The 25,813-nt window shown below is 64.1% G+C and carries 20 protein-coding genes; 11 read left to right on the plus strand and 9 right to left on the minus strand.

Annotated features, from left to right (window positions below; genetic code table 11):
- Nucleotides 1–2: 2 nt before the first annotated feature.
- The 6 genes from AC4FWB_RS28195 to AC4FWB_RS28220 form a co-directional block, all read right to left on the minus strand.
- Nucleotides 3–1,475, minus strand: coding sequence for an aspartate aminotransferase family protein (locus AC4FWB_RS28195; RefSeq protein ID WP_491029510.1), 1,473 nt, complete (start codon nt 1,473–1,475; stop codon nt 3–5).
- 24 nt (nt 1,476–1,499) lie between these two features.
- Nucleotides 1,500–2,507: an NAD-dependent epimerase/dehydratase family protein gene (locus AC4FWB_RS28200; protein WP_491029511.1), complete on the minus strand. Its 1,008-nt coding sequence runs from the start codon at nt 2,505–2,507 to the stop codon at nt 1,500–1,502.
- Nucleotides 2,504–2,938 (minus strand): EamA family transporter, encoded by a 435-nt coding sequence (locus AC4FWB_RS28205; RefSeq protein ID WP_491029512.1) that lies wholly within the window; start codon nt 2,936–2,938, stop codon nt 2,504–2,506. Before AC4FWB_RS28205 ends, AC4FWB_RS28200 begins: the two co-directional genes overlap by 4 nt.
- Nucleotides 2,939–3,061: 123 nt before the next feature.
- On the minus strand, nt 3,062–4,420 hold the full coding sequence (locus AC4FWB_RS28210; RefSeq protein WP_491029513.1) for an FAD-binding oxidoreductase: 1,359 nt from the start codon (nt 4,418–4,420) through the stop codon (nt 3,062–3,064).
- The gene (locus AC4FWB_RS28215) at nt 4,417–5,856 is read right to left on the minus strand and encodes a UbiA family prenyltransferase (protein ID WP_491029514.1); all 1,440 of its coding nucleotides are present in this window, start codon (nt 5,854–5,856) and stop codon (nt 4,417–4,419) included. The genes AC4FWB_RS28210 and AC4FWB_RS28215 overlap by 4 nt, the downstream gene beginning before the upstream one ends.
- Nucleotides 5,857–6,052: 196 nt before the next feature.
- Entirely contained in the window at nt 6,053–6,316 is a 264-nt protein-coding gene (locus AC4FWB_RS28220; protein WP_491029515.1) for a hypothetical protein, read from the minus strand.
- Between the two features lie 182 nt (nt 6,317–6,498).
- Here AC4FWB_RS28220 and AC4FWB_RS28225 point away from each other — a divergent pair, with 182 nt between their 5' ends.
- A complete protein-coding gene (locus tag AC4FWB_RS28225) occupies nt 6,499–7,335 on the plus strand; it encodes a helix-turn-helix domain-containing protein (RefSeq protein ID WP_491029516.1) in 837 nt (278 codons plus the stop codon).
- A 133-nt stretch (nt 7,336–7,468) separates the two neighbouring features.
- On the plus strand, nt 7,469–8,359 hold the full coding sequence (locus AC4FWB_RS28230; protein WP_491029517.1) for an NmrA family NAD(P)-binding protein: 891 nt from the start codon (nt 7,469–7,471) through the stop codon (nt 8,357–8,359).
- On the opposite strand, the gene AC4FWB_RS28235 is transcribed toward AC4FWB_RS28230, so the two are convergent.
- Nucleotides 8,356–10,845: a mechanosensitive ion channel family protein gene (locus AC4FWB_RS28235; RefSeq protein ID WP_491029518.1), complete on the minus strand. Its 2,490-nt coding sequence runs from the start codon at nt 10,843–10,845 to the stop codon at nt 8,356–8,358. The two genes, AC4FWB_RS28230 and AC4FWB_RS28235, sit on opposite strands and share 4 nt — an antisense overlap.
- A 204-nt stretch (nt 10,846–11,049) precedes the next feature.
- Between AC4FWB_RS28235 and AC4FWB_RS28240 the strand changes: the two genes are divergently transcribed.
- The 5 genes from AC4FWB_RS28240 to AC4FWB_RS28260 all read left to right on the plus strand — a co-directional run bounded on the left by AC4FWB_RS28240 (nt 11,050) and on the right by AC4FWB_RS28260 (nt 17,895).
- Nucleotides 11,050–12,309: a sarcosine oxidase subunit beta gene (locus AC4FWB_RS28240; RefSeq protein WP_491029519.1), complete on the plus strand. Its 1,260-nt coding sequence runs from the start codon at nt 11,050–11,052 to the stop codon at nt 12,307–12,309.
- 71 nt (nt 12,310–12,380) lie between these two features.
- Nucleotides 12,381–12,674: a sarcosine oxidase subunit delta gene (locus tag AC4FWB_RS28245; protein WP_491029520.1), complete on the plus strand. Its 294-nt coding sequence runs from the start codon at nt 12,381–12,383 to the stop codon at nt 12,672–12,674.
- Complete coding sequence (locus AC4FWB_RS28250; protein WP_491029521.1) at nt 12,671–15,679, plus strand: sarcosine oxidase subunit alpha; 3,009 nt, start codon at nt 12,671–12,673, stop codon at nt 15,677–15,679. Before AC4FWB_RS28245 ends, AC4FWB_RS28250 begins: the two co-directional genes overlap by 4 nt.
- A gap of 22 nt (nt 15,680–15,701) precedes the next feature.
- Nucleotides 15,702–16,289 (plus strand): sarcosine oxidase subunit gamma family protein, encoded by a 588-nt coding sequence (soxG, locus tag AC4FWB_RS28255; RefSeq protein ID WP_491029531.1) that lies wholly within the window; start codon nt 15,702–15,704, stop codon nt 16,287–16,289.
- 223 nt (nt 16,290–16,512) lie between these two features.
- Nucleotides 16,513–17,895, plus strand: coding sequence for an MFS transporter (locus AC4FWB_RS28260; protein WP_491029522.1), 1,383 nt, complete (start codon nt 16,513–16,515; stop codon nt 17,893–17,895).
- Between the two features lie 27 nt (nt 17,896–17,922).
- On the opposite strand, the gene AC4FWB_RS28265 is transcribed toward AC4FWB_RS28260, so the two are convergent.
- The gene (locus AC4FWB_RS28265; protein WP_491029523.1) at nt 17,923–18,627 is read right to left on the minus strand and encodes a nitroreductase; all 705 of its coding nucleotides are present in this window, start codon (nt 18,625–18,627) and stop codon (nt 17,923–17,925) included.
- A gap of 234 nt (nt 18,628–18,861) precedes the next feature.
- Between AC4FWB_RS28265 and AC4FWB_RS28270 the strand changes: the two genes are divergently transcribed.
- Genes AC4FWB_RS28270 through AC4FWB_RS28285 form a run of 4 tightly spaced genes read left to right on the plus strand, consistent with a single transcriptional unit; the run spans nt 18,862 to nt 25,556 of the window.
- Entirely contained in the window at nt 18,862–19,449 is a 588-nt protein-coding gene (locus tag AC4FWB_RS28270; protein WP_491029524.1) for a helix-turn-helix domain-containing protein, read from the plus strand.
- Between the two features lie 19 nt (nt 19,450–19,468).
- Nucleotides 19,469–21,922 carry a GcvT family protein gene (locus tag AC4FWB_RS28275; protein WP_491029525.1) on the plus strand — a complete coding sequence of 818 codons (2,454 nt, stop codon included), beginning with the start codon at nt 19,469–19,471 and terminating at the stop codon, nt 21,920–21,922.
- Nucleotides 21,922–23,103 (plus strand): pyridoxal phosphate-dependent aminotransferase, encoded by a 1,182-nt coding sequence (locus AC4FWB_RS28280; protein WP_491029526.1) that lies wholly within the window; start codon nt 21,922–21,924, stop codon nt 23,101–23,103. Before AC4FWB_RS28275 ends, AC4FWB_RS28280 begins: the two co-directional genes overlap by 1 nt.
- Entirely contained in the window at nt 23,100–25,556 is a 2,457-nt protein-coding gene (locus AC4FWB_RS28285) for a GcvT family protein (protein ID WP_491029527.1), read from the plus strand. Before AC4FWB_RS28280 ends, AC4FWB_RS28285 begins: the two co-directional genes overlap by 4 nt.
- A gap of 50 nt (nt 25,557–25,606) precedes the next feature.
- Here the strand turns inward: AC4FWB_RS28285 and AC4FWB_RS28290 are convergent.
- On the minus strand, nt 25,607–25,813 hold a 207-nt coding region (locus AC4FWB_RS28290), incomplete at its 5' end, for a hypothetical protein (protein ID WP_491029528.1).

Raw genomic sequence — 25,813 nt, forward strand, 5'->3', positions numbered from 1 at the left:
TCTCAGCGGACCTGGCTTTTGACGAAGTCCTTCACGATGGCCACGATGCCGCGCGAGAGCAGGCTGTCGAAGGCATCGACGAAGCGGTCGACGTGCTCGCGCTGGCAGATCAGCGGCGGCTCGAGCCGAATGACGTTGCGGTTGTATTCGGTGAAGGCGACGAGCACGTCGTAGTCGCGCAACAAGAGCGAGCCGACGAAGCCCGACAGCGAGCCCTTCAGCTTGTCGTCGAGCACGCTCACCACTGGACGCAGCACCATCGGCAGGGTCTGCGAGAAATCGTGGAACTCGAGCCCGATCATGAAGCCTTTGCCGCGCACGTCCTTGATGATCTTCGGATATTTCTCCTTCAGCGCCTGCAGCCGCTGCAGAAGGTACTCGCCGGTCGAAGCGGCATTGTCGATCAGCCCTTCGTCATAGAGGACGTTCAGCGCCTCGATCGCTGTGACGCAGGCCTCGCCCATGCCGCCGAAGGTCGCCATGGCATGGATCATCGCCGTCTTCGGCGTGCCATAGGCCTTCATGTAGACGTCGCGCTTGGCGATCATGGCGCCGACCGCGGCCTTGCCGCCGCCGAGCGATTTCGCCAGCGCCGTCACATCCGGCACGACGCCGTAGTGCTCGAAGGCATAGAAGCGGCCGGAGCGGCCATAACCGCACTGAACCTCGTCCGCGACCCACAACACGCCATACTGGTCGCAAAGCGCACGCAGCTTCCGCCAATATTGCGCCTCTGCCTGGATGATGCCGCCGCCGCCCTGGATGGTTTCGAGCACGATGACGCCGACAGCGGGATCGCTCTTGAACAGGCGTTCGACGGCGTCGATGTCTGCGAAGGGAACACGCACGACATTGTCCGCCAACCTGAACTCGGCGCGGTAGAGCTGGCCGTCGGTGATCGCCAGCACGCCCTTGGTCTTGCCGTGGAAGGAATTCTCGGCATAGACGACCTTCGGCCGCTTCGGGCCTGCGGCGCGCTCGGCGAGCTTCACCGCCGCTTCCATGGCCTCCGAGCCGGAGGAGCCCAGGAACACCATGTCGAGGTCGCCGGGCGAGCATTTGGCGATGTTGTGCGCAAGGGCTGCCGCATATTGCGACATGAAGGCGATGGCGATCTCCTGGCGCTTCTCCTCCTGGAATTTCTTGCGAGCCTCCAGGATGCGCGGGTGGTTGTGACCGAAGGCCAGCGAGCCGAAGCCGCCGAAAAAGTCGAGGATCTGGCGGCCGTTCTGGTCGATGTAGAACATGCCCTCGGCACGCTCGATCTTGACCTTGTGGAAGCCGAGCAGCTTCATGAAATGCAGCTGGCCCGGATTGAGATGCGCCTTGAACAGGTCGGTGATGCGGGCGACATCCATCGCCTTGGCCTGCTCGACACTGATCAGGTCGGGCTTGGCTATTGCTGCGGGCGACAGCGCCGGCGCTTCGACCAGCGCGTGCGTGCTCGTGTGTTCGGGCTTGGCCATGACGGTCATCTCGAAATCTCCCCTTCGTCGCCTTTATTTGGCAGGCACATGTTCGGTGGCGACGGCGTGGCCGTCCTTCTTGGCGCGGTATTCGCTGTAGGCGGCGATCAGCATGTCCTCGTCGCGGTATTGCGGCACCCAGCCGAGCTGACGCTCGGCCTTGGACACATCGAGCACGCACTCTTCGTCGGCGATCAGATACTGCTCCGGATCCATGATCGGCATGTTCATGAGGTCGAGCAGGTCGAGCGTGCGCTTGACCGCCCAGCCCGGCGTCGGCAGCAGGATCGATTTCGAACCGGCATGGCGGATCAAGTCGCCGAGCAGTTTTTTGACCGGCGGCGGATTGAGCGAGCCGAGATTGTAGGCCTCGTTCGGCACGCCGGCCTTCCAGGCCGCGCGCGCCGCCTCGGCGCAGTCGAACACCGAGATGAACTGATATGGATTCCTGCCCGAGCCGATCATTGGCACCGGCAAATTCCAGTCGATCAGCTTGAAGAGCTTTTCCAGGATGCCGAGGCGCCCGGGGCCGATGATCAGGCGCGGCCGGAACAACGAGATCGACATGCCGCGCTTACGCCACTCGGCCGCGAGCTCCTCGGTCCTGAGCTTCGACAGGCCGTATTCGCCGAGCGGCGAGACCGGATGATCCTCGGTCATCGGCAGCACCACCGTGTGACCGTAGATCATGTCGGTCGTGTAGTGGACCAGCTTCGAGGCGCCGGCCTTGTCCATCGCCTGGATGATGTGCTCGGTGCCGTGGAAATTCACCGGGAAGAAGAAGTCGTGCCGCTTGGCGCGGACCTGGATCGGCGACAGCATCTTGGCCGACAAATTGTAGACCATGTCGTCGGCCCTGAGCCCGACCGCCGCGACCGAAGCCGGATTGGTGACGTCGCAAGTGATGAAGCGCACCGAACGATAATGCGGCAGGTCGCTCTTGACGATGTCGGCGACGACGACGTTCTCGCCGTCAGCGACGAGCTTGGGCGCAAGATGACGGCCGACGAAGCCGTCGCCGCCGAAAATCACATGTCTCATCGAAGGATCTCGCTAGTGCCGACCTTGTCGGAGGTGATGGAAGCGGTCTGGTCCTCATGCCCTCGCCCACTTTGCGCGATCAGAATTGTACCGACGCAGATGCAGGCGATGCCGGCGATGCGCCAGCCGTTGAGGTCCTCGCGGAAGACGAAATAGGCAAAGACGGCGACCGCGACATAGGCGAGGCTGAGGAACGGATAGGCGAAGCTGAGCTCGACCTTCGACAGCACGTAGAGATGCGAGGCCATCGAGATGACGAAGGTGCACAGCCCGAGGAAAACCCACGGGCTGAAGATGATCTGCAGCAGCTTGACGAGCGGATTGACGCCGTCGAACGAGATCGGTCCCAGCGACATCATGCCCTGCTTCAGCATGAGCTGCGCAGCGGCATTGGTCATGACCGTGAAGAGAATGAAGACGATGTATTTCATTGTTGCCACCCCGCCCTTGAGCGGTCCTACTACAAACCTGCAAATATTTCGTGAAATCACATGATTATTTTGAGTAAACTCTGATATTAACACTTCATTTACCAAGAATTACTCAAATTCGATCTATTCCGCCGCCTCCGCAGCACCACGCCTCGCATCCAGTTTTTTCGCCGTCCGCGCCCAGAAGCTCGACAGGAAGGCGGGATCGCGAAGCGCCTCCAGCCGTTGCCATTCCGGGAAGGACGCCGCAAAGATCTCAGCGCCCATGCGGGCATCTTTGTAGGGGTTGACTGCTCCACCGGCCTCGACCGTGATGCGGTCCAGTTCCATGAGCAGCTTCAGCGTCTTCTCACCCCTGTTGGGGAAATCGAGCGTTAGCGTGTAGCCGGGTCGCGGGAACGACAGCAGCGCCGGCGAACGGACGTCGCCAAATCGCTTCAGCACCGTGAGAAACGAGCCCTGCCCGGCTCGCCGCGCCGCGTCGAGCAGTGCCGGAACAGTGCGGCGCGCATCAGCCTCGGGAACCACGCTCTGGTGCTGGAAGAGCCCACGCGGACCATAGAGCCGGTTCCAGTCGCGAACGCCGTCGAGCGGAAAGAAGAAGCCCTGATAGCCCGTATGGCGCGCATCGGACGAGCGGCCCTTCTTCCACCGGTAGGCAGCGTTGAAGACGGTCAGGAACGGGCGGTTGAGTACGTTGAAAGGTGGCTGCACGGCCACCGAAAGCCGGCCGCCGGCCTGCGAGGCGGCATGCGAGCCGCGCTCGGCGTGGTTGCCGGTGAACAAAAGACCCCGCCCTCGCGCGTGGCCGCCCGCAAGCTGATCGATCCAGGCAACGGCATATTCGTTGGCCTGGTCGGCTGCGCCGGCAAGATCGAAGAACTCGCCGAGATCGCGGAACCGTGTCGCTTTTTCGATGATGTCGAGCGAGGGCACGCGCATCAGCCGGATCGACGCCGACAGGATCAGTCCGGTCAGCCCCATGCCGCCGATAGTCGCCCGGAACAGACGCGCGTTCTCGGTGTCGGAGCAGCGATACATCCGGCCGTCGGACCGCAGCAAGGTCAAGGATTCGACATGACAGCCGAACGTGCCGCGCCGGTGATGGTTCTTGCCGTGGACATCGTTGGCGATGGCGCCGCCGAGCGTCACGAACTGCGTGCCTGGGACCACGGCCGGAAAGAAGCCGTAGGGCGCGGCGTGCGCAATGATGTCGCAAAGCAGCACCCCGGCATCGGCCTCGATCACACCGGTCTCGGCGTTGAACGAACGGATACGGTTGAGCGGCCGCATGTCGACGACCATGCCGGCGTTGTTCTGGCAGCTGTCGCCATAGGAGCGGCCATTACCATAGCCAATAAGCGAGCCCGGCCTGACCGCGCCACTTTTCAGCAGCGCAATGGCATCGTCGGCCGGGATCGCCTGGCGCGCCGGCGGCGTCGCCAGTCCGAAGCTGCCGAAGCGTTCGCCGCCCGCCCTCACCAGCCCCAGCCTCCCGCGACCAGAAGAACCGCGCCGATGGCGACGACGATCTGGCTGCGCCAGTCGCGGATGATGAAGACGACCGGATCGTCATGCATTTCGTCGCGGCGCGCGAGGATCCAGACGCGCATGGTGAGATAAAGCACGATCGGCGCCAGAGGCCACATCACCCACGGATGCGGATAGAGCTCGCGCACCGCGACACTGTCCATGTAGAGCGCCAGCACCAGCGCCGAGGAGAAGGCCGAGGCCATGCCCGCCTGGGCGACGATCTCCTGGTCCTCGGTGCGGTAGCCGCGGCCGGCGATGCGCTCGCCGGCCGGGATGGCGGTGGTGCGCAATTCGACAAAGCGCTTCACCAGAGCCAGCGACAGGAAGAAGAAGATCGAGAAGGCGAGCAGCCAGAAGGAAACGTCGACGCCGGTGGCCGCCGCACCTGCCAGCACGCGGATCGTGTAGAGGCCGGCGAGCGTCAGCACGTCGATCAGCAACATGCGCTTGAAAGACAGCGAATAGGCCGTGGTGACGACTATGTAGCCGCAAAGCACACCGAGGAACTCGATCGGCAGCAGGCAGCCGGTGGCGATGCCGATCGCGAGCAGCACAAGGATGGCGCCGAGGCCGAACGGGATCGACAGCGCACCGCTGGCAAAGGGCCTGTTGCGCTTGGTCAGATGCTTGCGGTCGAGCGCGAGGTCGAAGAAGTCGTTGACGATGTAGATGGCGGAGGCCACCGCGCTGAAGGAAACGAAGGCCAGAGCGCATTGCCAGATCATGCCGATGTTGAAATACTCATGCGACAGCACCATCGGCACCGCGATCAGCGAATTCTTCAGCCACTGATGGACCCTCAGCATCTTGATGTAGGTCTTGAGCGTCGGCTTCGGCGCCGGCATGGTTTCGGCGCCGTGCGCCGCCTGCCAGCGCTGGGCGCTGCGGTCCGGCGCCACCACGATGGCGTTGCGCGCTGCGTCGAACACCTTGAGATCGTGACGGCTGTTGCCGGCATAGTCGAAGCCGGCATCGCCATAGGCGGCGACCAGCGACGCCCGCTTTCTGCCCGAGGTCAGATTGTGCGGCCCGTCCGTTGCCAGCACACGGTCGAAGATGCCGAGATAGGCAGCGATCGCCTCGGCGAATTTGCGCGGCGTGCCGGTCGCCAGCACGATCTTGCGGCCGTCCTCATGTTCGGTGCGGAGCCGCTCGAGCAATTCAACCCGGTAGGGTAACGAGGCCGGATCGATGTCGATGCGCCGGGCGATTTCCTGCTTGAGCCGCGCCGGACCGCCGGTCAGCCAAAGCGGCAACAGAAAGAGATAGAGCGGGTTCTTCTTGAGCAGAATGAACAGGCCTTCCCACAGAAGGTCCGTTGCAATCAGCGTGCCATCGAGATCGACCGCAAGCGGAATTGCGTTCCTGTCCGACCGCGCGTCCATTGCCCTGCCCTGCGCCCCACGCCGCGTGTCGGCGTCTTTGCAACGGATATAACGGGAGATGGCGGAGCGAACGTTAAAACGTCCGGTTGCAGCGCGCTGTGCAGACAGTATTTCCGGCGTCATCGTTAAGCAGCGGCTACCGGAAACGATAAAAGGCCAGGCATTCGCCCGGCCTTTGCCGATCATGTTTAAGTTTTTACTTGATGCGGGCGACGCCGCCCGAGATTTCGACCGTCTCAGAGCCGGTCAGTGCTTCGAGGTCACCATTGGGTAGGGTGACGAAGCAGCCATTCTGGCAGAACTCCACCGTCTCGCCGGCGGCCAGCGCCAGCTCGGTCTTGCCGCCGCCTTCGGTCACGATCAACGTCCGCGTCTGAGCGTCCTTGTTGACCGCGCTGGCGGCAAAAGCCGAACCGCCCAGGGCCAGAAAAGCGATGGCGGCAACGACAGACTTCCACATTGCAATTTCCGGTGTTTCCACACCGCCTCTGTTCAATTTCGCAAGGCATTCTCGCCCTTTGCGTGAGAGCTTATATGAGATGTAACCTGAACCGCAACTGAATGCCGCATTCATGCCACAATTGGTTCTCGCGCCCTGGCCACCCTGTTAATTTTGCCCATCAAGCCGATATGATGCCGAAGATGGATAATCGCGAGGCGCAGACGATGGCCGGTACTTGGCTGGAAACGATCGGTGTGGAGGTTGAGCACCGGAAGATCGCCGCGGGCCTGACCCATGTGCCAGCTTCGCCATACCACAGGCTGGGCATCCATATCGGGCCGCCCGTCAACGCCTTCTGCCGCTGTGACGGGAAGAGGCATCGGCGGGTCCAGTCGCATGGCGACATAGACATCGTTCCGGCGGGGCTGGACGGCGACTGGGAAGACGACGCCGACTGCACCATCCTTCGCTTGTGGGTCAATCCGGCACTGGTTCGGCAAACCGCCCGCGATCTCGAAATCGATCCGGACCGGATCGTCGTCGAGCCGCAGTTCCAGCACCGTAACCCCAGGATCGAACATGTCGCATTGGCGCTGGCGAGCGGGCTGCACCCCGAGCTGCCGTCGGACCGGCTCTATGTCGAAAGCCTGGCCAGGGCGCTCGCCGTGCAACTGGTTCACGGGGCGTCGCAAAGGATCCCGACAGGACAAATGCTGTCGTCAGGCCAGAAGCGGCGGCTGCAGGACTTCATCGAGGCCAACCTCGATCAGGATGTTTCCCTGGATGATCTGGCGCAGGTTGCGGCCATCAGCGTGTCGCATCTGAAGGCTCTGTTTCGCCGCAGCTTCGGCGTGCCGGCCCATCAATATGTTATCCACCGACGGGTCGAGCGCGCCCGGTTGCTGCTCGATCAGAACGAGATGCCGCTCAGCCAGATTGCGCTGGAGGCCGGCTTCGCCCATCAAAGCCATATGGCTCGCAGCATGAAGCGCGTGTTGGGCGTCACACCAGCGGCACTCGCCCGCCTGAAGCGGTGACTGGCGCCCGCACCTTCGGTCGCACGATCATCGATTCCATTGTCTTTTCGTGCGCTCCTTCGTCCAAATCTGAGCGACGCCGCCTTCGCAATCCGGCATCCAGCGCTCCACGATCAGACAGAAGGATGCAGAGATGTTCGTGATATTGGGCGCCACGGGAAAGATCGGGCGGGCGACGATCGGCGCGCTACGCGAGAATCGGGTTCCGGTCAGAGCGGTTGTTCGCAATCTCTCGAAGGCCGATGGACTTCAGGCGCTCGGCTGCGACATCGCCGTCGCCGACTTCGACGATGAGCCAGCGCTGGTTGAGGCAACAAAAGACGCTTCGGCGGTGCAGGTGATCTGCCCGACCCGCGTTCAGGCTGAAAATGCATCGGCCGCCATGAAATCCACGATCGGCACGATTACGGATGCGCTGGCTCGGACCCGACCGGCGCACGTGCTGGCGATCTCGGACTATGGCGCTCAGCTGCCGACCGGCACCGGCATCACGCTCACCTTCCGTCATCTGGAATCGGAACTTAAGAAGCTTCCCGCGGCACTGACTTTCCTGCGCTCGGCCGAGCATATGCAGAACTGGGGCCGTGGAACCGGACGGGCTTTGCAGACCGGTGTGCTTGCCAGCCTGCATCGTCCGATATCCAAAATTTTCCCGACCGTCTCGGCAGGAGATGTTGGCCTGATCGCAGCGGATCTGCTGCTGGCGGATCGCAAGGATGCAATACGTATCGTCCACGCCGAGGGACCGCGCCGCTACAGCGCCGTCGACGTGGCCGATGCGCTCAGCGGGATCACCGGCCGCGAAATCGCGGCGCATGAAATGCCGCGGCAGGACTGGATCTCTGTGCTGGTCGCCGGCGGCATGAGTGCGAGCTACGCCCAACTCGTCGCTGACTTATTCGATGCCCACAATGCCGGCCGCATCGACGCGGAACAGGGCGTTGGCGAAATACGATACGGCAAGACGGAGATTCGCGCGGCCTTGTCGCCATTAGTTCCGTCCACGCTAACGGCGCAAGCCTAGCCCGGATCGGGCTTACGACCCTTCCGCTTCATCTTGGCGAGCCGCTCGCGCTCGGCCGCGGCCTCCGCCTCCAGCCGTTCACGCTCGGCAAATTCCGCCTCGATCTTGTCGTCGTCGATCGGCCACGATTCGTGCTTCTTCGTCTCGACCACGGCGCGCGGCGTCGACGGGATCTCGATGTGCTCGTCCTCGAAGATATCGAAAACCGCGAAGCGAATGTCGTTCTGCACGATGCTGCCGTTCATCACGTCGGCCACGAAGACACGGATTTCAAATTCGAGCGCGGCGGCGCCGAAATTGGCGAAGAGCACGAAGGGCTCGGGGTTCTTGAGCACCATCGGATGCGCGCGCGCGATACCGAGCAGAAGGGCATGGACGCGCTTGATGTCGCTGCCATAGGCGACACCGACCTTGATGTCGACGCGGCCGAGCTTGTTGCGGTGCGTCCAGTTGCCGACCGCGTTGTTGATGAGGTTCGAGTTGGGCAGGATCACCGACTGCCGCTGGAACGTCTCGATCTCCGTCGCGCGCACGCTGATCTTTCTGACCGTGCCGCTGATGTCGCCGGCGACGATCCAGTCGCCGACCTTGAACGGGCGTTCGGCAAGCAGGATCAGGCCCGAGACGAAGTTCGAGACCACGTTCTGCAGGCCGAAGCCGATACCCAGCGACAGCGCGCCGGCGACCAGCGCCAGATTGGAAAGATCGATGCCCGCCGCCGATATGCCGACGAGCGCCGCGAGCGCGACGCCGGCATAACCCACAGCCAGCCGGATAGAGTTGCGCACGCCGGTGTCAACCTTGCCGCGCGCCATGACCGAGCCGTCGAGCCAACCCTGGAACCAGCGCGTCAGGAAATAGCCGATGGCGAAGACGACGACGCCGGTGAGGATGCCGAGGAACGAGATAGTGACGGAGCCTATCGTGACGCCCGTCGCCAGCTTGTAGGCCCAGGCCTCGATGTCGCCGGGCTGGAAGCCCCACATCAACAGGATCAGCGGCAGGAACACCAGCACGATCATCAGGTTGATGGCGATGCTGACCACCAGGCCGAGCTGGTCGAGCGCGGTGTCCTCATAGCTGGAATTGGCCGACAGCCAGCGCCCGACCGAAGTGTCGGCGAAGCCGCCCTCCTCGCCGATCGCCCGCGCCGACAGGAAGCCGATATAGGCGGTGACCAGGGTGGTGCCGGTGACCACGACCTGGATCGAGACAAAAAGCGCAAGGCCGATATAGCCGAGCAGCGCCGCCGCGATGGTGAACAGTCCGAGCCCGATGGCAATGAGGCGAAGCCATGCCGGCCACGGGCGCCAGGACCCGTCATGCGCTTTGAACGGCCTCAGCACGCCCATCAGGATCAGGATGACGCCGACGATGACGGTGGCGACGAAGCTTCGCGCGATCGTCAGCGACAGCGGCGAACCCATCTTCTCATTGACGACCGACAGAAAGTAGTTGAAGCCGAGAACCACGGCCATGGCCGTGGTCAGCCGCACCAGCCAGCGCGCCGGGCCGGTCTCCACCGGAATAAGCCGCCAGTTCGGCAGCCGCGGCTCGAGTGCCGCGTTGGTCAGCCGGTTGACGCAGAACACCACCGCGATGACCGCGAGCAGCGCATTGAGGAGTTCGCCGATGTCGCCGCGCAGCACGTTGTAATAGTTGAAGAAGAATATGGTCGAGGCGAGGAACGCGCCGAGCGCCACGGTCGGCAGCAATGTCGACCAGAACGCCACCGAAAGCCGGCTGAGGTAGGACGGCTCTTCGACCGAAGGATCGGCCTCGAAGATGCGGCCGAACAGGCGCCTGCCGCCGATTAGCAGCACGGCTGCCAGCACCAGCGCCATCAGCGTCGCCGCAAGCATGGCTTGGAACTTGAACTTCAACGCGAAGGAGAGCCAGGACGCCACCGCCTTGTAGAGGCCGGTGAACTGGTCGTGCGCGTCGGAAAAAGCCTGCGGGCTCAGCGCATCGGTCAATTCGTAGCGTTTCGTCAGAACGCTGCGGAAAAGCTCGCTGCGCATGGTGGCGATCTTGTCGACCAGCCCGCTGATGCGGATCGACAGGTTCTGCGCGCTGGCCACCACCGCATTGATCTCGGCCTTCTCGGCCGTGAGCGCGGCGCGCTCATTGGCGACGACCGCGGGCTCCGGCGGCTGCCCTTGCGCCGGCGGCGGCCCCAACACCTCGATGCGACTGTTGATGTCGTTGAGGCGCGAACGGAATGCGAGCGCGCTGTTCAGCGCCGCCCGCGAAATATCCTCGAGCTGCAAGCGGATATCGACAAGGCCGGCATCGTCCTGGTCGGGGGCGCTTATCTTCTTCTCCAGGCCGTCGGTCTTCGCCGTCAGGTCCTGGATGGCCTTGGTCTGGTCGGCGACGAGCTGCGCGGAGCCCTGGCCGATCGCCTGCGCCATCGCGCCGGGCGACGGCTGCGCCGCGACGACGACAATGGCGACCATGATCAGGTGTAGCAGTCGGAAAATCATGACGTGGCGGGCGACTCGCGGCGGAAATCCTCGAAAATTCCGCCCTTGATAAAGACCGTCATACCGGGCGGCAAGCCGTCTCCATGCGCGGGTTGACGGCGCGGATCGGAGTCGGCCTGTCGAAAAGCGATGGCGCAATCTTGGCTTTGCGCTTCCCGCCTGCTCTATAGTCTGCCGCCTCGCACCAAAAGGACGATGGGAAGAATGGCGGAATATTCAGCCTTTTCGCTGCTCAAGAATGCGCTGACCGGCAACCAGGACTGGAAGCCGGCCTGGCGCAAGCCGGACCCCAAGGCGTCCTATGATGTGATCGTCATCGGCGGCGGCGGCCACGGGCTCTCGACCGCCTATTATCTCGCCAAGGAACACGGCATCACCAATGTCGCGGTGCTGGAAAAAGGCTGGCTGGGCTCGGGCAACGTCGGCCGCAACACCACGGCGGTGCGCTCCAACTACCTTTTGCCGCAGAACACCCGCTTCTACGAACATTCGATGAAGCTATGGGAGAACCTGTCGCACGACCTCAATTACAACGTCATGTTCTCGCAGCGCGGCTGCCTCAACCTCGCGCATACGCCTGCCCAGCTCGACGACTATGCACGGCGAGGCAATGCCATGCGCCATCTCGGCGTCGATGCGGAACTGATGAACGTCGACCAGATCAAGCGGCTTGTCCCGGCGCTGGACGTCTCGGGTTCGGCGCGCTTTCCCGTCCTTGGCGGGCTGATGCAGCCGCGCGCCGGCACCGCCCGCCACGATGCCGTCGCCTGGGGTTATGCGCGCGGCGCCGACCGGCGCGGCGTCGACATCATCGAGAATTGCGAGGTCACCGGCTTCCTGCGCGACGGCGACAAGGTCGTTGGCGTGACGACGACACGCGGCGAGATCCGCGCCAAGAAGGTGGCGCTTGCTGTTGCCGGCAGCACCGGCAGCGTCATGCAGTTGGCAGGCATTTCCCATATGCCGATCGAAAGCCACGTGCTGCAGGCCTTCGTCACGGAATCGCTGAAGCCGATCGTCGACACCGTTCTCACCTTCGGCATGGGCCACTTCTACATCTCGCAGTCCGACAAGGGCGGCCTGGTCTATGGCGGCGACCTGGACGGCTACAACAGCTATGCCCAGCGCGGCAGCCTGCCGATCGTCGACGAGGTGATGAGCGAGATGCTGGCGCTGTTCCCGGGCCTGGCGCGCGTGCGCATGCTGCGTTCCTGGGGCGGCCTTTGCGACATGACGATGGACGGCTCGCCGATCATCACCACCGGACCGCTGCCCGGCATGTATCTCAATTGCGGCTGGTGCTATGGCGGCTTCAAGGCGACGCCCGCCTCCGGCTGGTGCTTCGCCTGGACCATTGCCAGGGACGAGCCGCACGAATTCAACGCACCCTTCACGCTCGATCGTTTCTATCGCGGCCTGATCATCGACGACAAAGGCCAGGGCGCGAATCCACGACTGCATTAGGAAACCATGATCCCAAAAAGTGGAAACCGGTTTTTGGAAAAGATCATGGTTCAACAAAAAGATACTATGAAATGCTGATCACTTGTCCCTATTGCGGCCCGCGCGACGTCATCGAATTCACTTATCAGGGCGACGGCAACCGCGAGCGCCCGCAGCCCGCCTCGCAGAATCTCGACGCCTGGAACGCCTATGTCTACGACCGACTGAACCCGGCCGGCGACCACAATGAAATCTGGCAGCATTCCGGCGGCTGCCGCGCGCATCTGAGGGTCGTGCGCAATACTCTCACGCATGAGATCCTCAGCACCGCCTTCGCCCGCGGCGGGCACAAATCCGCCGGCCACAGGACGGAGGGCAAGCCGTGAGCCCGCGTCGCACCGAGACCGGCGGCCGCATAGACCGGCTGCGCACCATCCGCTTCACCTTCGACGGCGCGCCCTATACCGGCCATGCCGGCGACACGCTGGCCTCGGCGCTGCTCGCCAGCGGCGTGACGCTGTTCGGCCGCTCGTTCAAATACCACCGTCCGCGCGGCCTGCTCGCCGCCGGCGTCGAAGAGCCGAACGCGCTGGTGACGGTGCTGCGCGGCGACGTGCGCGAGCCGAACATCCCCGCGACCATGGTCGAGATCTATGACGGGCTTGTCGCCGTCAGCCAGAACCGCTCGCCTTCGCTCGCCTGGGATATCGGCGCGCTCAACCAGCTTGGCGGCAAGATCCTGTCGGCCGGCTTCTACTACAAGACCTTCATGGGGCCGGTGATCGGCCCGCTGAAGGGCACGCGCTTCTGGATGTTCTGCGAGCATTTCATCCGCCGCGCCGCCGGGCTCGGCAGAGCGGGCACCGCGCCGGATACCTCGCGTTACGAGCGCATGAACGCCTTTTGCGACGTGCTGGTTGTCGGTTCCGGTCCGGCCGGGCTGATGGCGGCGAAGGCCGCAGCAGACCAAGGCGCCCGCGTGATCCTGGCCGACCTCGAAGCACATTTCGGCGGCTCGGCCAACTGGTCGGGCGAAACCATCGACGGCTCGCCGGCCGCCGACTGGGCGGGACGCATCGTCGGTCAGCTCGAAGGCAATGACAATGTCCGCCTGCTGCCGCGCACGACGGTCTGGGGCTATTACGACGGCAATACGCTTGCTGCGCTCGAACGCGTAACCGACCACAAGGAAACCTCGGCCAAGGGCGAGCCGCGCCAGCGCTATTGGGTGATACGTGCGAAGACAGTGGTTCTCGCCACCGGCTCCTTCGAGCGTCCGCTGGTATTTCCCGGCAACGACCGTCCCGGCGTCATGCTGGCGCATGCGGCCGAACGCTACGCAGTTGAATACGGCGTGCTGCCCGGCCAGCGCATCGCGCTCTTCACCAACAATGACAGCGCCTATCGCTCGGCCGTTGCCCTGAAGAAGGCCGGCGCCGCCGTCGTCGCCATCATCGACGTCCGAAGCGACGTCACGAACGAGATGCGCAGGCTGGCGAGCGAAGCCGAGGCCGAGCTGCTTGCCGGCCATGCCGTGATCGCGACCGAAGGCGGCAAGGCGCTCACCGGCCTCAAGGTGCAGCGCTTCGATGTGATGAACGGCGCGCTCAGCGGCGACGAGCGCAGCATCCATGCCGACTGCCTGGCTATGTCGGGCGGTTGGTCGCCGACCATCCATCTCGCCAGCCAGGCCGGCGCCAAGGCCGTGTGGGATCCCGCCAGGCAGGCCTTCCTGCCGCCGCAGCCGACGCAGCGCTGGCCAAATCAGCAATGGATTGGCGCCGGCGCCTTCACCGGCGCTTTCTCGACCGCGGAAGCCATCGCCGAGGGCCGCGCGGCCGGCCTTCAGGCTGCCGGCGGCGCAGCGTCTTCCGCGCCCCTGCCCGTTGTCGAGGCGGTCCCCGGCGATCCCGATCCGGCGCCGGTCTTCGAGATCAAGGCCAAGGGCAAGAGCTTTGTCGACTTCCAGCACGACGTGACTGCCGAGGATGTGCGGCTCGCGCACCGCGAGGGCTTCGTCTCGGTCGAGCATCTGAAGCGCTACACCACGCTCGGCATGGCGACCGACCAGGGCAAGAATTCCAACGTGCCGGGCCTCGCTATCATGGCCGAGGCGCTCGGCAAGCCGATCCCTGAAGTCGGCACGACGCGTTTCCGCCCGCCCTACACGGCGGTATCGATCGGCTCGCTGGCGGCGGAGCGCTTCGGCGATTTGAAGCCCGAACGGCTGACGCCGATGCATGACTGGCACCTCGACAATGGCGCGACCATGTATTCGGCCGGCCTTTGGTACCGCCCGATGATCTACGGCCTTGCCGGCGAGACGATCGAGCAGGCTTATGTGCGCGAGGCCAAGGCGACGCGCGAGAGCGCCGGCATCGTCGACGTCTCGACTCTCGGCAAGATTGCCGTTCAGGGGCCGGACGCAGCGGAATTCCTCGACCGCGTCTACACCAACATGTTTTCCACTTTGGCCGTCGGCAAGGCTCGCTACGGCCTGATGCTGCGCGAGGATGGGCTTGCTTTCGACGACGGCACCACCTGGCGGCTCGGCGAGCAGGACTTCCTGATGACCACCACCACCGCCAATGCCGGCAAGGTGATGCAGCATCTGGAATATTTCCTCGACGTCATCTGGCCCGAGCTGAAGGTCACCGTCACCTCTGTCACCGACGAATGGGCGGGTGCGGCGATCGGCGGACCGAAAGCCAGGGCAATCCTCGCCTCTTGCGTCACCGGCACTGCCGTCGACAACGCGACCCTCCCCTTTATGGGCATCGTCCATGGCGAGATCGCCGGCGTGCCGGTGATGATCTGCCGCCTGTCTTTCTCCGGCGAGATGGCCTTCGAGGTCTATTCCGGAGCCGGCTACGGCACGCGGGTGTGGGAAGCTCTCATCGAGGCCGGCAAGCCGTTCGGCCTGGTCACCTACGGGCTCGAGGCGCTGGGCACGATGCGCATCGAGAAGGGCCACGTCACCGGCGCCGAGATCGACGGCCGCACGACTGCGCGCGACCTGCATCTCGACTGGATGCTGTCGAAGAAGAAGCCCTTCATCGGCTCGGCCATGATGGACCGCGAGGGCCTGATCGCTCCCGACCGGCTGGAGTTGGTCGGAGTGGTTGCGCTCGACAACCGGGCGCTGAACGGTGGCGGACATATCGTCGAGGAGCTGGACGAAGAGAACCCGCACGATTCGATCGGCCACATCACCGCCTGCTGCTATTCGCCGGCGCTCGGGAAATACATCGCGCTGGCCCTCGTCAAGGATGGCAAGGCGCGCCACGGCACGCGCGCCTTCGTCTCCGATCCGCTGCGCAACCGGTTCGGGCCGATCGAGATCGTCTCCAACCATTTCTACGATCCGGACGGGAGCCGCATGCATGGTTGAGCGTCAGTTGCCCGAACGCCAATTGCCCGAGCGCTTGTCGCCGCTTGAGCCGGTCTATCATCCCAGCTCGCACGGCAATTTCGAGCATGGGGTCGACGTCATCCTGTCCGAGATGCGGCCGGGCTCGATCCTGCAGCTTGCCGCATGGCCGGGCGAGGAGAAAAAGCTGATCGATGCCATTCGCAAGGTCACAGGGCTGGCCCTCCCCGACGGCGCCGGTGGCGGCATAAGCAATGGCGGCCGCGCCGCCTTCGGCTTCGCGCCAGGGAAATTCACCGTGGTCGACGAGGCCGAGGGCCTGGCTCAAGCCTTCGCCGGCGTCATCACGCCGGCCATCGGCACGCTCACCGATCTTTCGCATGGCCGCACCGCGATGCGTATCGCCGGGCCGAAAGCGGAGTGGGTGATGGCGAAATTCTTCGCCATCGACTTCGCCTTGCCGGCCTTCCCGCTGGGCGCTGGCCGCTCGACCAACCATCACGACATCTTCGCCCAGATCCAGCGCAGCGGCGCCGACCAGTTCGACATCTACGTCTTCCGCTCCTTCGCGCGCTCGTTCTGGAAGGCCTTGTGCCACGCCAGCGAGGAAGTCGGCTACGAGGTGCAGTAGGGCAATTCCGGGAAACCAGGGATTAGTCCAACCGGCAATCTGGCACTATGGACGGCTACAACTGCTGCTTGAGCGCTGGGCCAGCAATGACGATAGGTAAGGAATCACGGGCGCCCGCCAAGGCAAACGCCCGTCCAGGCAACCAGTTCGACCATACCCTTCCATAACTGTAGAGACTTCGGCGACGGCCACGACCCGCTTTGCTCCGGCGGAGGGTCCGTCGATGCTGTTGCCGGCGACCGTCGCCTGCGGCGTGTTCATGACCAGCCTCGACCAGAACGTCGTGGTGACCGCGCTGCCGGGGATCGGCGAAAGCCTCGATCGTCCGCCTAGCCAGCTCGGCCTTTTGATCACCGTCTATGTCGCGAGCCTCATCGTCACGATGCCGCTCGGCGGCTGGTTGGCCGATCGCTTCGGCCTGCGCAACGTCTACTGCTTTGCCTTGCTGGTTTTCGCCAGCGCCTCGGCGCTCTGCGGCCTGTCGGAAAACATCTGGATGCTGGTCGGCTCGCGCGCGCTGCAAGGCTTCGGCGGCGCGCTGATGGGCACACTCGGCCAGGTCGTGATCCTGTCGAGCTTCCCGCGCGACCGCACGCTTAAGATCAACATGTACATTTCGCTCGCCGGCCAGTCCGGACCTCTGGTCGGGCCGCTGGTCGGCGGCGCGCTCACCACTTATGTTTCCTGGCGCTGGATCTTCTACATCAACATACCGATCGCGCTGACCGCCGCACTGCTTGCGGCCTCGCTGTTCCCCACGACCACCAAGCCGGTCCGCACGCCTTTCGACTTTCCGGGATTCCTGCTCGTCGGCAGCGGCATGGCGCTGCTCGTCTTCGGCATGGACTCGCTCGCCGCCAAGGATGCCGCAAGCAGCAGCATCGCCATCGAACTCGGTTTGGCGATAGCCATCCTCACCGTGGCGGCCTTCTACTGCCTGCGCGCCCGCAATCCGCTGCTCGACCTCAATCTGCTGCGCATCCGCACCTTCCGCATCAGCTTCCTCACCGGCGGCGGGCTCGACACGATCGGACTGAGCTCGGTGGTCTTCCTTTTGCCGCTGATGTTCCAGCTCGGTTTCGGCATGAGCGCCGTGCAGGCCGGATCGCTGACCTTTGTCGCCGCAATCGGGTCGCTGCTGATGCGCTTCTTCATGCCGCGCATCCTCAACCGCTTCGGCTTCAAGCAGGTGCTGATTACCAACACGCCGATCGCCGCCTTGCTGGTCGCGGGCTTCGCCCTGCTGCAGGCAAGCACGCCGACCTGGATCGTGCTTGCCTACATCTTCGTCTTCGGCCTCTTCCGCTCCGTGCAGTGGGCCTCGACCGGCAATCTTGCCTACTCGGACATCGCGCCGGAGCAGCTCGCGCGCTTCAGCGCGCTTTATTACATCCTCTGGCAACTGGCGGTGGCGATCAGCGTCGGCCTGGCGGCGGCGCTGTTGTCATTGCTGGCAGGTGGCGGCCAGGCCAGCGTCAATGACTATCGCATCCTGTTCATTGCCGAAGGCTTGGTCACGCTTTGCGCGCTGCTCGCGTATTTCAGGCTCACATCGCAGGACGGTGCGCATGTCAGCGGCCACGGCGCGCATATCAGCACGGACTAGCGAATCGAACTGTAGCTGCGGCCGGCGCTATTCCGCGAACGTCACCCAGTCTTCGAGCGGCGCGCGGTCGGTGCGGAATTCATTCTCGGGCTTCGAGTTGTCCTCATAGCCGAGCGCCATGCCGCAGACGACAACTTCCTCGTCGGGAATGTCGAGCACCGGTCTGATCTGCCGGTGGTAGGGCGCGAAGGCTGCCTGCGGACAGGTGTGCAGCCCCCTGCCCCTTGCCGCGACCATGATGTTCTGCAGGAACATGCCGTAGTCGATCCACGATCCCTTGTTCAGCCGCCGGTCGACCGTGAAGATCATGCCAACCGGCGCGTCGAAGAAGACGAAGTTGCGGTCGTGCTGCGCGCGCATCTTGTCGACTTCGCGCCGGCCGATGCCGATCGCACCGTAGAGGCCGAAACCGTTGGCCCGGCGGCGGCTGAGATAGGGCTCGAAGAACTGGTCAGGATAGTAGCGGTACTCGTCCCATTCCGCTTTCTCGGCGCGGATGCCGGAGTTCAGGATGGCGTCGCTGATGCGCTGCTTGATCTCGCCCTTGGTCACATAGACCCGCCAGGGCTGCATGTTGGTGCCCGAGGGCGCCCTTGCCGCCACCGTCAGGATGGCGCGGATCGTTTCGTCATCGACCATGTCGGGCAAAAAGGCGCGCACGGACCGGCGCGAAATGATCGCCTCGTCGACGATCGGCGCATCCTCGGCGATCCGGTTATTCTTCTCCAGCATGGGCCGTCCCTTCACGCATGGCGGGAACCGGCAACTCGATTCCGCAACGACCATCCGCAGACACTGATAACTCACTGGTCCTCGACCGGACGCCCCACTCGCCGTTCGTCGGCGAGCCTTTGCATCAACCGCCAAAATCGCGCAAGCAAATCTTGTATCATGTGAAAATCCTCTTGATTTTTTCACGACTTTGCCCTCTCATGAAATTTGTTCAGATTTTTTCATGAGAGACGATTGGCCTCGACCGCTGTCACATCGGAGCAGGACAATGGCGAACGGCTGCTGGCCGGCGACCTCCGCGCGCTGCGCAAGGCGCGCGGGCTGACGCTCACCGAAATCGCGCTGAAACTCGGCCGCTCGGTCGGCTGGGTCAGCCAGGTCGAGCGCGGGCTGTCCGTCCCTTCGCTCGGCGACCTGCGGGCGTTCGCCGAACTCTTCGGCGTGCCGCTCAGCCTGTTCTTCAGCCACGATGTGCCTGTCGAGAAGGAACGCGGCGTGGTCGTGCGCGCCGGCAGCCGCCGTTCGCTTGGCACAAGCGAATCCGGCCTGGTGGAGGAGCTTCTGTCGCCCGACCTCGGCGGTAGCTTCGAGATGCTGCGCTCGGTCTTCGCGCCGGGCGCGGAGCTGAAGACCGAAGCGCGCCGTCCGACCGAGGAAGCGGGCTACGTAGCGTCGGGCGTTTTCGAGATCGAGATCGGCGGCGTCTGGCATCGGCTCGGCGAAGGCGACTCGTTCCGCTTCGAAGGCAAGCCGTTCCGCTGGCGCAATCCGGGCGCCGAGCCGGCGGTGGTCATCTGGGTAGTTTCGCCGCCTGTATATTGAGTAATTTCTGGAGGAGAACATGGCCGGTTTGCCGACCACGGCACGCGTGGTGATCATCGGAGGCGGTGTCGTCGGCGCCTCCTCGCTCTACCACCTCTGCAAGGCGGGCTGGACCGACTGCGTGCTCTTGGAAAAGAATGAGCTGACCTCCGGCTCGACCTGGCATGCCGCCGGCAACGTGCCGACCTTCTCCTCGTCATGGTCGCTGATGAACATGCAGCGCTATTCGACCGAGCTCTACCGGGGCCTCGCCGAAGCGGTCGACTATCCGATGAACTACCACGTCACCGGCTCGCTGAGATTGGCCCACACCAAGGAGCGCATGCAGGAGTTCCAGCGCGCCAAGGGCATGGGCCGCTACCAGGGCATGGGCATCGATGTCGTCGGTCTCGACGAGATCAAGCGCCGCTATCCATTCATCGAGACGCATGATCTGAAAGGCGCGCTCTATGACCCGAGCGACGGCGACATCGATCCGGCACAGTTGACCCAGGCGCTCGCCAAGGGCGCGCGCGACATGGGTGCGAAGATCATCCGCTTCTGCCCTGTCACCGGCGTCCGCCGCGAGAACGGCGAATGGGTGGTCACGACGCCGCATGGCGAGATCCGCTGCGAGATCGTGATCAACGCCGCCGGCTACCGCGCCGCCGAGGTCGGAAAGATGTTCGGCCGCGAGGTGCCGATGATGGTGATGAGCCATCAATACATCCTGTTCGAGGAAATCCCCGAGCTCGCGGCGTGGACGAAGGAACAGGGCAAGAAACTGCCGCTGCTGCGCGACGTCGACACCTCCTATTACCTCCGCCAGGAAAAGACCGGCATGAATCTCGGCCCCTATGAGCGCAATTGCCGCGCGCACTGGGCGACCCACGACGATCCGATGCCGGAGGATTTTTCCTTCCAGCTCTTCCCCGACGATCTCGACCGGCTGGAACATTATCTCGCCGATGCGGTCGCCCGCGTGCCGATTCTCGGCACCGCCGGCCTCTCCAAGGTCATCAACGGGCCGATCCCTTATGCGCCGGACGGCAACCCGCTGATCGGGCCGATGCCCGGCGTGCCGAACGCTTTCGAAGCCTGCGTCTTCACCTTCGGCATCGCGCAAGGCGGCGGCGCCGGCAAGGTGCTGGCGGAATGGGTGACGGAGGGCCAGACCGAATGGGACATGTGGTCCTGCGACCCGCGCCGCTTCACCTCATTCGCCTCGGCGCCGGATTATTGCGTCGCCAAGGGCATGGAGATCTACGGCAACGAATACGCCATCCAGTTCCCGCGCCACGCCTGGCCGGAGGGACGCAATCGCAAGCTGTCGCCGCTGCATGACCGCATCAAGGCGCTTGGCGGCCAGTTCGACGCCTATAACGGCTGGGAACGTGCCACCTGGTATACGAAGCCCGGCGACGACATTTCGGAGGAAGCGACACTGACCTTCCGCCGCGACGGGCCGTGGCAGCACCGCGTGCGCGAGGAATGCCTGGCCGTGCGCGACGCCGCTGGCATCCTCGACCTGCCCGGCTTCTCGCGCTTCAACCTCGAAGGCCCGGGCGCCGCCGAGTGGCTGGCGCTGCAGGTCACCGGCCTTGTGCCGAAGCCCGGCCGCATCGGCCTCGTCTACTTCGCCGACGACAAGGGCCGCATCGTCACCGAAATGTCGGTGGTACGGCATGGCGAGGATCAGATGACGTTGATCACCGCGGCTGTGGCGCAGTGGCACGACTTTGAATGGCTGAAGGCACGCATGCCGGCCGATGCTGGCTTCATGCTGACTGATCGCACCGAGGAATATTCCACGCAAATCCTCGCCGGTCCGAATTCGCGCGCTATCCTTGCCGAGGTCTGCGATGCGGACCTAAAGCTGCCCTGGCTGACGCATCAGGAAACAAGCATCGCCGGACGCTGGGCAAAGCTGGTGCGCGTCTCCTTCGCCGGCGAGCTCGGCTGGGAAATCCACACCAAGGTAGCCGACACTTTGACGGTCTTCGACGCCGTCTGGGCCGCCGGCCAGAAACATGGCCTGAAGCCGTTCGGCATGTATGCGCTGGATTCGCTGCGGCTGGAAAAAGGCTACCGCGCCTGGAAGGGCGATCTGTCGACCGACTATTCGATCCTGCAAGGCGGGCTGGAACGCTTCGTCAAATGGGACAAGCTCGACTTCCGCGGCAAGGCGGCGCTGCTCAACGAAAAGCAGCAGGGCGTGAAGAAGCGCTTCGTCACGCTGGTGGTCGAAAACCCCGGCGATTGCGACGCGCCCTATATGTCGACGCTCTGGCATGACGGCAGGATCGTCGGCGAGACGACATCCGGCGGCTGGGGCCATCGCATCGACAAATCGATCGCGCTTGGCATGCTGCGCACCGATCTCGCCGAGCCCGGCACTGCGGTCGAGGTCGAGATCTTCGGCGACCGCTTCAGGGCCGTGGTGCAGAAGGACGAGCCGCTCTGGGATCCGAAGAATGAAAGGTTGAAAGCCTGATGCCAAAACCATCAAAGCGCATTACCGGCATCGTGCCCTCGGGCAAGGATGGCTGGGAAGTCCACTTCGCCGCCTGGACCCGCAGAGCCGCGGGCGAAGACGTTATCGTGCTTTCGGTCGGCGACCATGACTTCGACACGCCTTCGCAAACGATCGAGGCCTGCGTCAATGCCGTCCGCGAGAGCAATCACCATTACACCCCTCTCCCCGGCCTGCCGCGCCTGCGCAAGGCGATGGCGGCGGCCTCCACCGCTTGCACAGGCATCCTGACGGAGCCCGACGAGGTCATTGCCACGGCTGGTGGCCAGGGTGCACTTTATGCCGCGGTGCAAGGCGTGCTCGACCCGGGCGATCACGCAATCGTCGTCGCGCCATACTACGCCACCTACCCCAACACCTTCAGTGCTGCCGGCGCCAGCTTCACCGTGGTCGAAACGCCGGCCGAGGATGGCTTCCAGCCGCGTGCCGACATGGTCCGCGCGGCGCTCAGGCCCAACACACGCGCCATCCTGATCAACACGCCGAACAACCCAACGGGTGCTGTCTATTCGCGCGAACGGCTCGAGCAGCTGGCCGATATCTGCAAGGAGCACGACCTCTGGCTGCTGTCCGATGAAGTCTACTGGACGCTCGGCGGCGGCGAGCACATCTCGCCGCGCTCGCTGCCCGGCATGGCGGAGCGCACCCTGGTCATCAATTCGATGTCGAAAAGCCACGGCATGACTGGATGGCGCATGGGCTGGCTGACCGGGCCGAAAGCGATGATCGCGCTGATGACCGACCTCAACCTGGTGACAACCTACGGCCTGCCGGCCTTCATCTCGATCGCCTGCGCCGAGGCACTGGAAAACCATTACGGCGTGAAGGAGATCGCCGAGCGCTACGCCGCGCGCCGCGCCATCTTCCTCGACGCCATACGCGGCACAAATGAAGTTATCGTGCGCGGCTCCGAAGGCGGCATGTATGTCATGCTCGATGTCTCCGCCGTCGAGCCCGACGACGAGAAATTCGCCTGGGCGCTGCTCGACAAGGAAAAGGTCGGCGTCATGCCCGGTTCGAGCTTCGGCGAAGCCGCCGCCGGCCATATCCGCATCAGCCTATGCCAGCCTGAACCCATCCTTCGGGAAGCAGCACTTCGCGTGCGCCGCTTCGCTTCGAACTACCGCCGCGAGGCCGCATGACCATCCCCACCAAAGCCATTCCTAACAAAGCGAGGGCGGTCATCATCGGCGGCGGCGTCTCCGGCTGCTCGGTCGCCTATCACCTGGCCAAGCTCGGCTGGACCGACATCGTGTTGCTCGAACGCAAGCAGCTCACCTGCGGCACGACCTGGCATGCGGCCGGCCTGATCGGCCAGTTGCGCGCCTCGCAGAACATGACCCGGCTGGCGAAATACTCGGCCGACCTCTACGTCAAGCTCGAAGCCGAGACCGATGTCGGCACCGGCATGCGCCAGGTCGGCTCGATCACGGTCGCGCTGACCGAGGAGCGCAAGCACGAGATCTACCGGCAGGCCTCGCTGGCCCGCGCCTTCGATGTCGACGTGCGCGAGATTTCGCCGAGCGAAGTCAAGGAGATGTATCCGCATCTCAATGTGTCGGATGTTGTCGGCGCGGTGCATCTGCCGCTCGACGGCCAATGCGATCCCGCCAACATCGCCATGGCGCTGGCCAAGGGCGCGCGGCAGCGCGGTGCTGCCGTCATCGAGAACGTCAAGGTCACCAAGGTCCACACAAAAAACGGCCGCGTCTCCCGCGTCTCCTGGGCGCAGGGCGAGGACCAGGGCACGATCGAGGCCGATATCGTGATCAACTGCGCCGGCATGTGGGCGCGCGAGCTGGGGCGGCAGAACGGCGTCACCATCCCGCTGCACGCCTGCGAGCATTTCTATCTCGTCACCGAGCCGATCCCCGGCCTCACCCGCCTGCCGGTGCTGCGCGTGCCCGACGAGTGCGCCTACTACAAGGAGGACGCCGGCAAGATGATGCTCGGCGCCTTCGAGCCGGTGGCAAAGCCTTGGGGCATGGACGGCATCCGCGAGCATTTCTGCTTCGACCAGCTGCCGGAGGACATGGACCATTTCGAGCCGATCCTGGAAATGGGCGTCAACCGCATGCCGATGCTGGGTACGGCCGGCATCCATACCTTCTTCAACGGTCCCGAGAGCTTCACGCCGGACGACCGCTACTACCTTGGCGAAGCGCCGGAGCTTTCCGGCTACTGGATGGCGACCGGCTACAATTCGATCGGCATCGTCTCCTCCGGCGGCGCCGGCATGGCGCTGGCGCAATGGATCAACGATGGCGAAGCGCCCTTTGACCTCTGGGAGGTCGATATCCGCCGCGCCCAGCCGTTCCAGAAGAACCGCCGGTACCTCAAGGAGCGCGTCTCCGAAACGCTCGGCCTGCTCTACGCCGACCATTTCCCCTACCGCCAGATGGCAACCTCGCGCGGCATCCGCCGCTCGCCCCTACATGAGCACCTGAAGGCGCGCGGCGCCGTCTTCGGCGAGGTCGCCGGCTGGGAGCGCGCCAACTGGTTTGCCCGCGAAGGACAGGAGCGCGAATACCGTTATTCCTGGAAGCGGCAGAACTGGTTCGACAACCAGCGCGAAGAGCACCTCGCCGTGCGCAACGGCGTCGGCCTGTTCGACATGACCTCCTTCGGCAAGATCCGCGTCGAGGGCCGCGATGCCTGTGCCTTCCTGCAGCGGCTCTGCGCCAACGACATGGACGTCGCGCCGGGCAAGATCGTCTATACGCAAATGCTCAACGCCAAGGGCGGCATCGAAAGCGACCTCACCGTGACCCGGCTTTCGGACACGGCCTATTTCCTCGTCGTCCCCGGCGCCACCCTGCAGCGCGATCTCGCCTGGCTGAGACGACACGTCACCGACGAGTTCGTCGTCATCACCGACGTGACCGCCGCCGAAGCCGTCATCTGCCTGATGGGTCCGGATGCGCGAAAACTGATCCAGAAGGTCAGCCCGAACGACTTCTCCAACGAAGCCAATCCGTTCGGCACTTCTCAGGAGATCGAGATCGGCATGGGCCTGGCCCGCGCCCACCGCGTCACCTATGTCGGCGAGCTGGGCTGGGAGCTCTATGTCTCGACCGAGCAGGCGGCCCATGTCTTCGAAGCGATCGCGGAGGCCGGCGCCGATGTCGGCCTGAAACTTTGCGGGCTGCATACGCTGGATTCCTGCCGCATCGAAAAGGCCTTCCGCCATTTCGGCCACGACATCACCGACGAGGACAATGTGCTGGAAGCCGGCCTCGGCTTCGCGGTGAAGACGGCCAAGGCCGACTTCATCGGCCGGGACGCGGTGCTGCGGAAGAAGGAAGCCGGCCTGTCACGCCGTCTGGTGCAGTTCCGCCTCAAGGACCCGCAGCCCTTGCTCTTCCACAACGAGGCGATCCTGCGCGACGGCAAGATCGTCGGCCCGATCACCTCGGGCAATTACGGCCACCATCTCGGCGGCGCGATCGGGCTCGGCTATGTGCCGTGCAAGGGCGAGAGCGAGGCGGATGTGCTGGCCTCATCCTACGAGGTGGAGATCGCCGGCGAGCGTTTTGCCGCGGAAGCATCGCTGAAGCCGATGTATGATCCGAAGGCGGATAGGGTGAGGATGTAGCGCCTTTCCCTTCTCCCCTCATATGATGAGTTGAAGGTCAAGGGGTGTGGTCACCATTGTTGACGGCCTTTGTGGTTGTCGACGGTATCCAGTTGCGCCCATTCCCAGTACCGGCAGCCATGGCTGACCCGTACCACCTCATATCCGGTCGCCGCTCGGGACGGCTGCACCATAATCCCGCGTTCGGAGGGGCTCAGGAGAACGGAACCATTCTTGTGGACGGCGATGGAAGCCATGGGGAGCTTCGGTCCGTTCGC

This window comes from Mesorhizobium sp. LEGMi-168a, from assembly GCF_058312955.1.

Bases quoted from the DNA above. Each gene is read 5' to 3' on its own strand.
- AC4FWB_RS28220 (WP_491029515.1), bottom strand. From the start codon at position 6,316: ATGTGGAAGTCTGTCGTTGCCGCCATCGCTTTTCTGGCCCTGGGCGGT.
- AC4FWB_RS28260 (WP_491029522.1), top strand. From the start codon at position 16,513: ATGCTGTTGCCGGCGACCGTCGCCTGCGGCGTGTTCATGACCAGCCTC.
- AC4FWB_RS28235 (WP_491029518.1), bottom strand. From the start codon at position 10,845: ATGATTTTCCGACTGCTACACCTGATCATGGTCGCCATTGTCGTCGTC.
- AC4FWB_RS28200 (WP_491029511.1), bottom strand. From the start codon at position 2,507: ATGAGACATGTGATTTTCGGCGGCGACGGCTTCGTCGGCCGTCATCTT.
- AC4FWB_RS28245 (WP_491029520.1), top strand. From the start codon at position 12,381: ATGCTGATCACTTGTCCCTATTGCGGCCCGCGCGACGTCATCGAATTC.
- AC4FWB_RS28215 (WP_491029514.1), bottom strand. From the start codon at position 5,856: ATGGACGCGCGGTCGGACAGGAACGCAATTCCGCTTGCGGTCGATCTC.
- AC4FWB_RS28225 (WP_491029516.1), top strand. From the start codon at position 6,499: ATGGATAATCGCGAGGCGCAGACGATGGCCGGTACTTGGCTGGAAACG.
- AC4FWB_RS28275 (WP_491029525.1), top strand. From the start codon at position 19,469: ATGGCCGGTTTGCCGACCACGGCACGCGTGGTGATCATCGGAGGCGGT.
- AC4FWB_RS28285 (WP_491029527.1), top strand. From the start codon at position 23,100: ATGACCATCCCCACCAAAGCCATTCCTAACAAAGCGAGGGCGGTCATC.
- AC4FWB_RS28280 (WP_491029526.1), top strand. From the start codon at position 21,922: ATGCCAAAACCATCAAAGCGCATTACCGGCATCGTGCCCTCGGGCAAG.
- AC4FWB_RS28195 (WP_491029510.1), bottom strand. From the start codon at position 1,475: ATGACCGTCATGGCCAAGCCCGAACACACGAGCACGCACGCGCTGGTC.
- AC4FWB_RS28265 (WP_491029523.1), bottom strand. From the start codon at position 18,627: ATGCTGGAGAAGAATAACCGGATCGCCGAGGATGCGCCGATCGTCGAC.
- AC4FWB_RS28240 (WP_491029519.1), top strand. From the start codon at position 11,050: ATGGCGGAATATTCAGCCTTTTCGCTGCTCAAGAATGCGCTGACCGGC.
- AC4FWB_RS28205 (WP_491029512.1), bottom strand. From the start codon at position 2,938: ATGAAATACATCGTCTTCATTCTCTTCACGGTCATGACCAATGCCGCT.
- AC4FWB_RS28230 (WP_491029517.1), top strand. From the start codon at position 7,469: ATGTTCGTGATATTGGGCGCCACGGGAAAGATCGGGCGGGCGACGATC.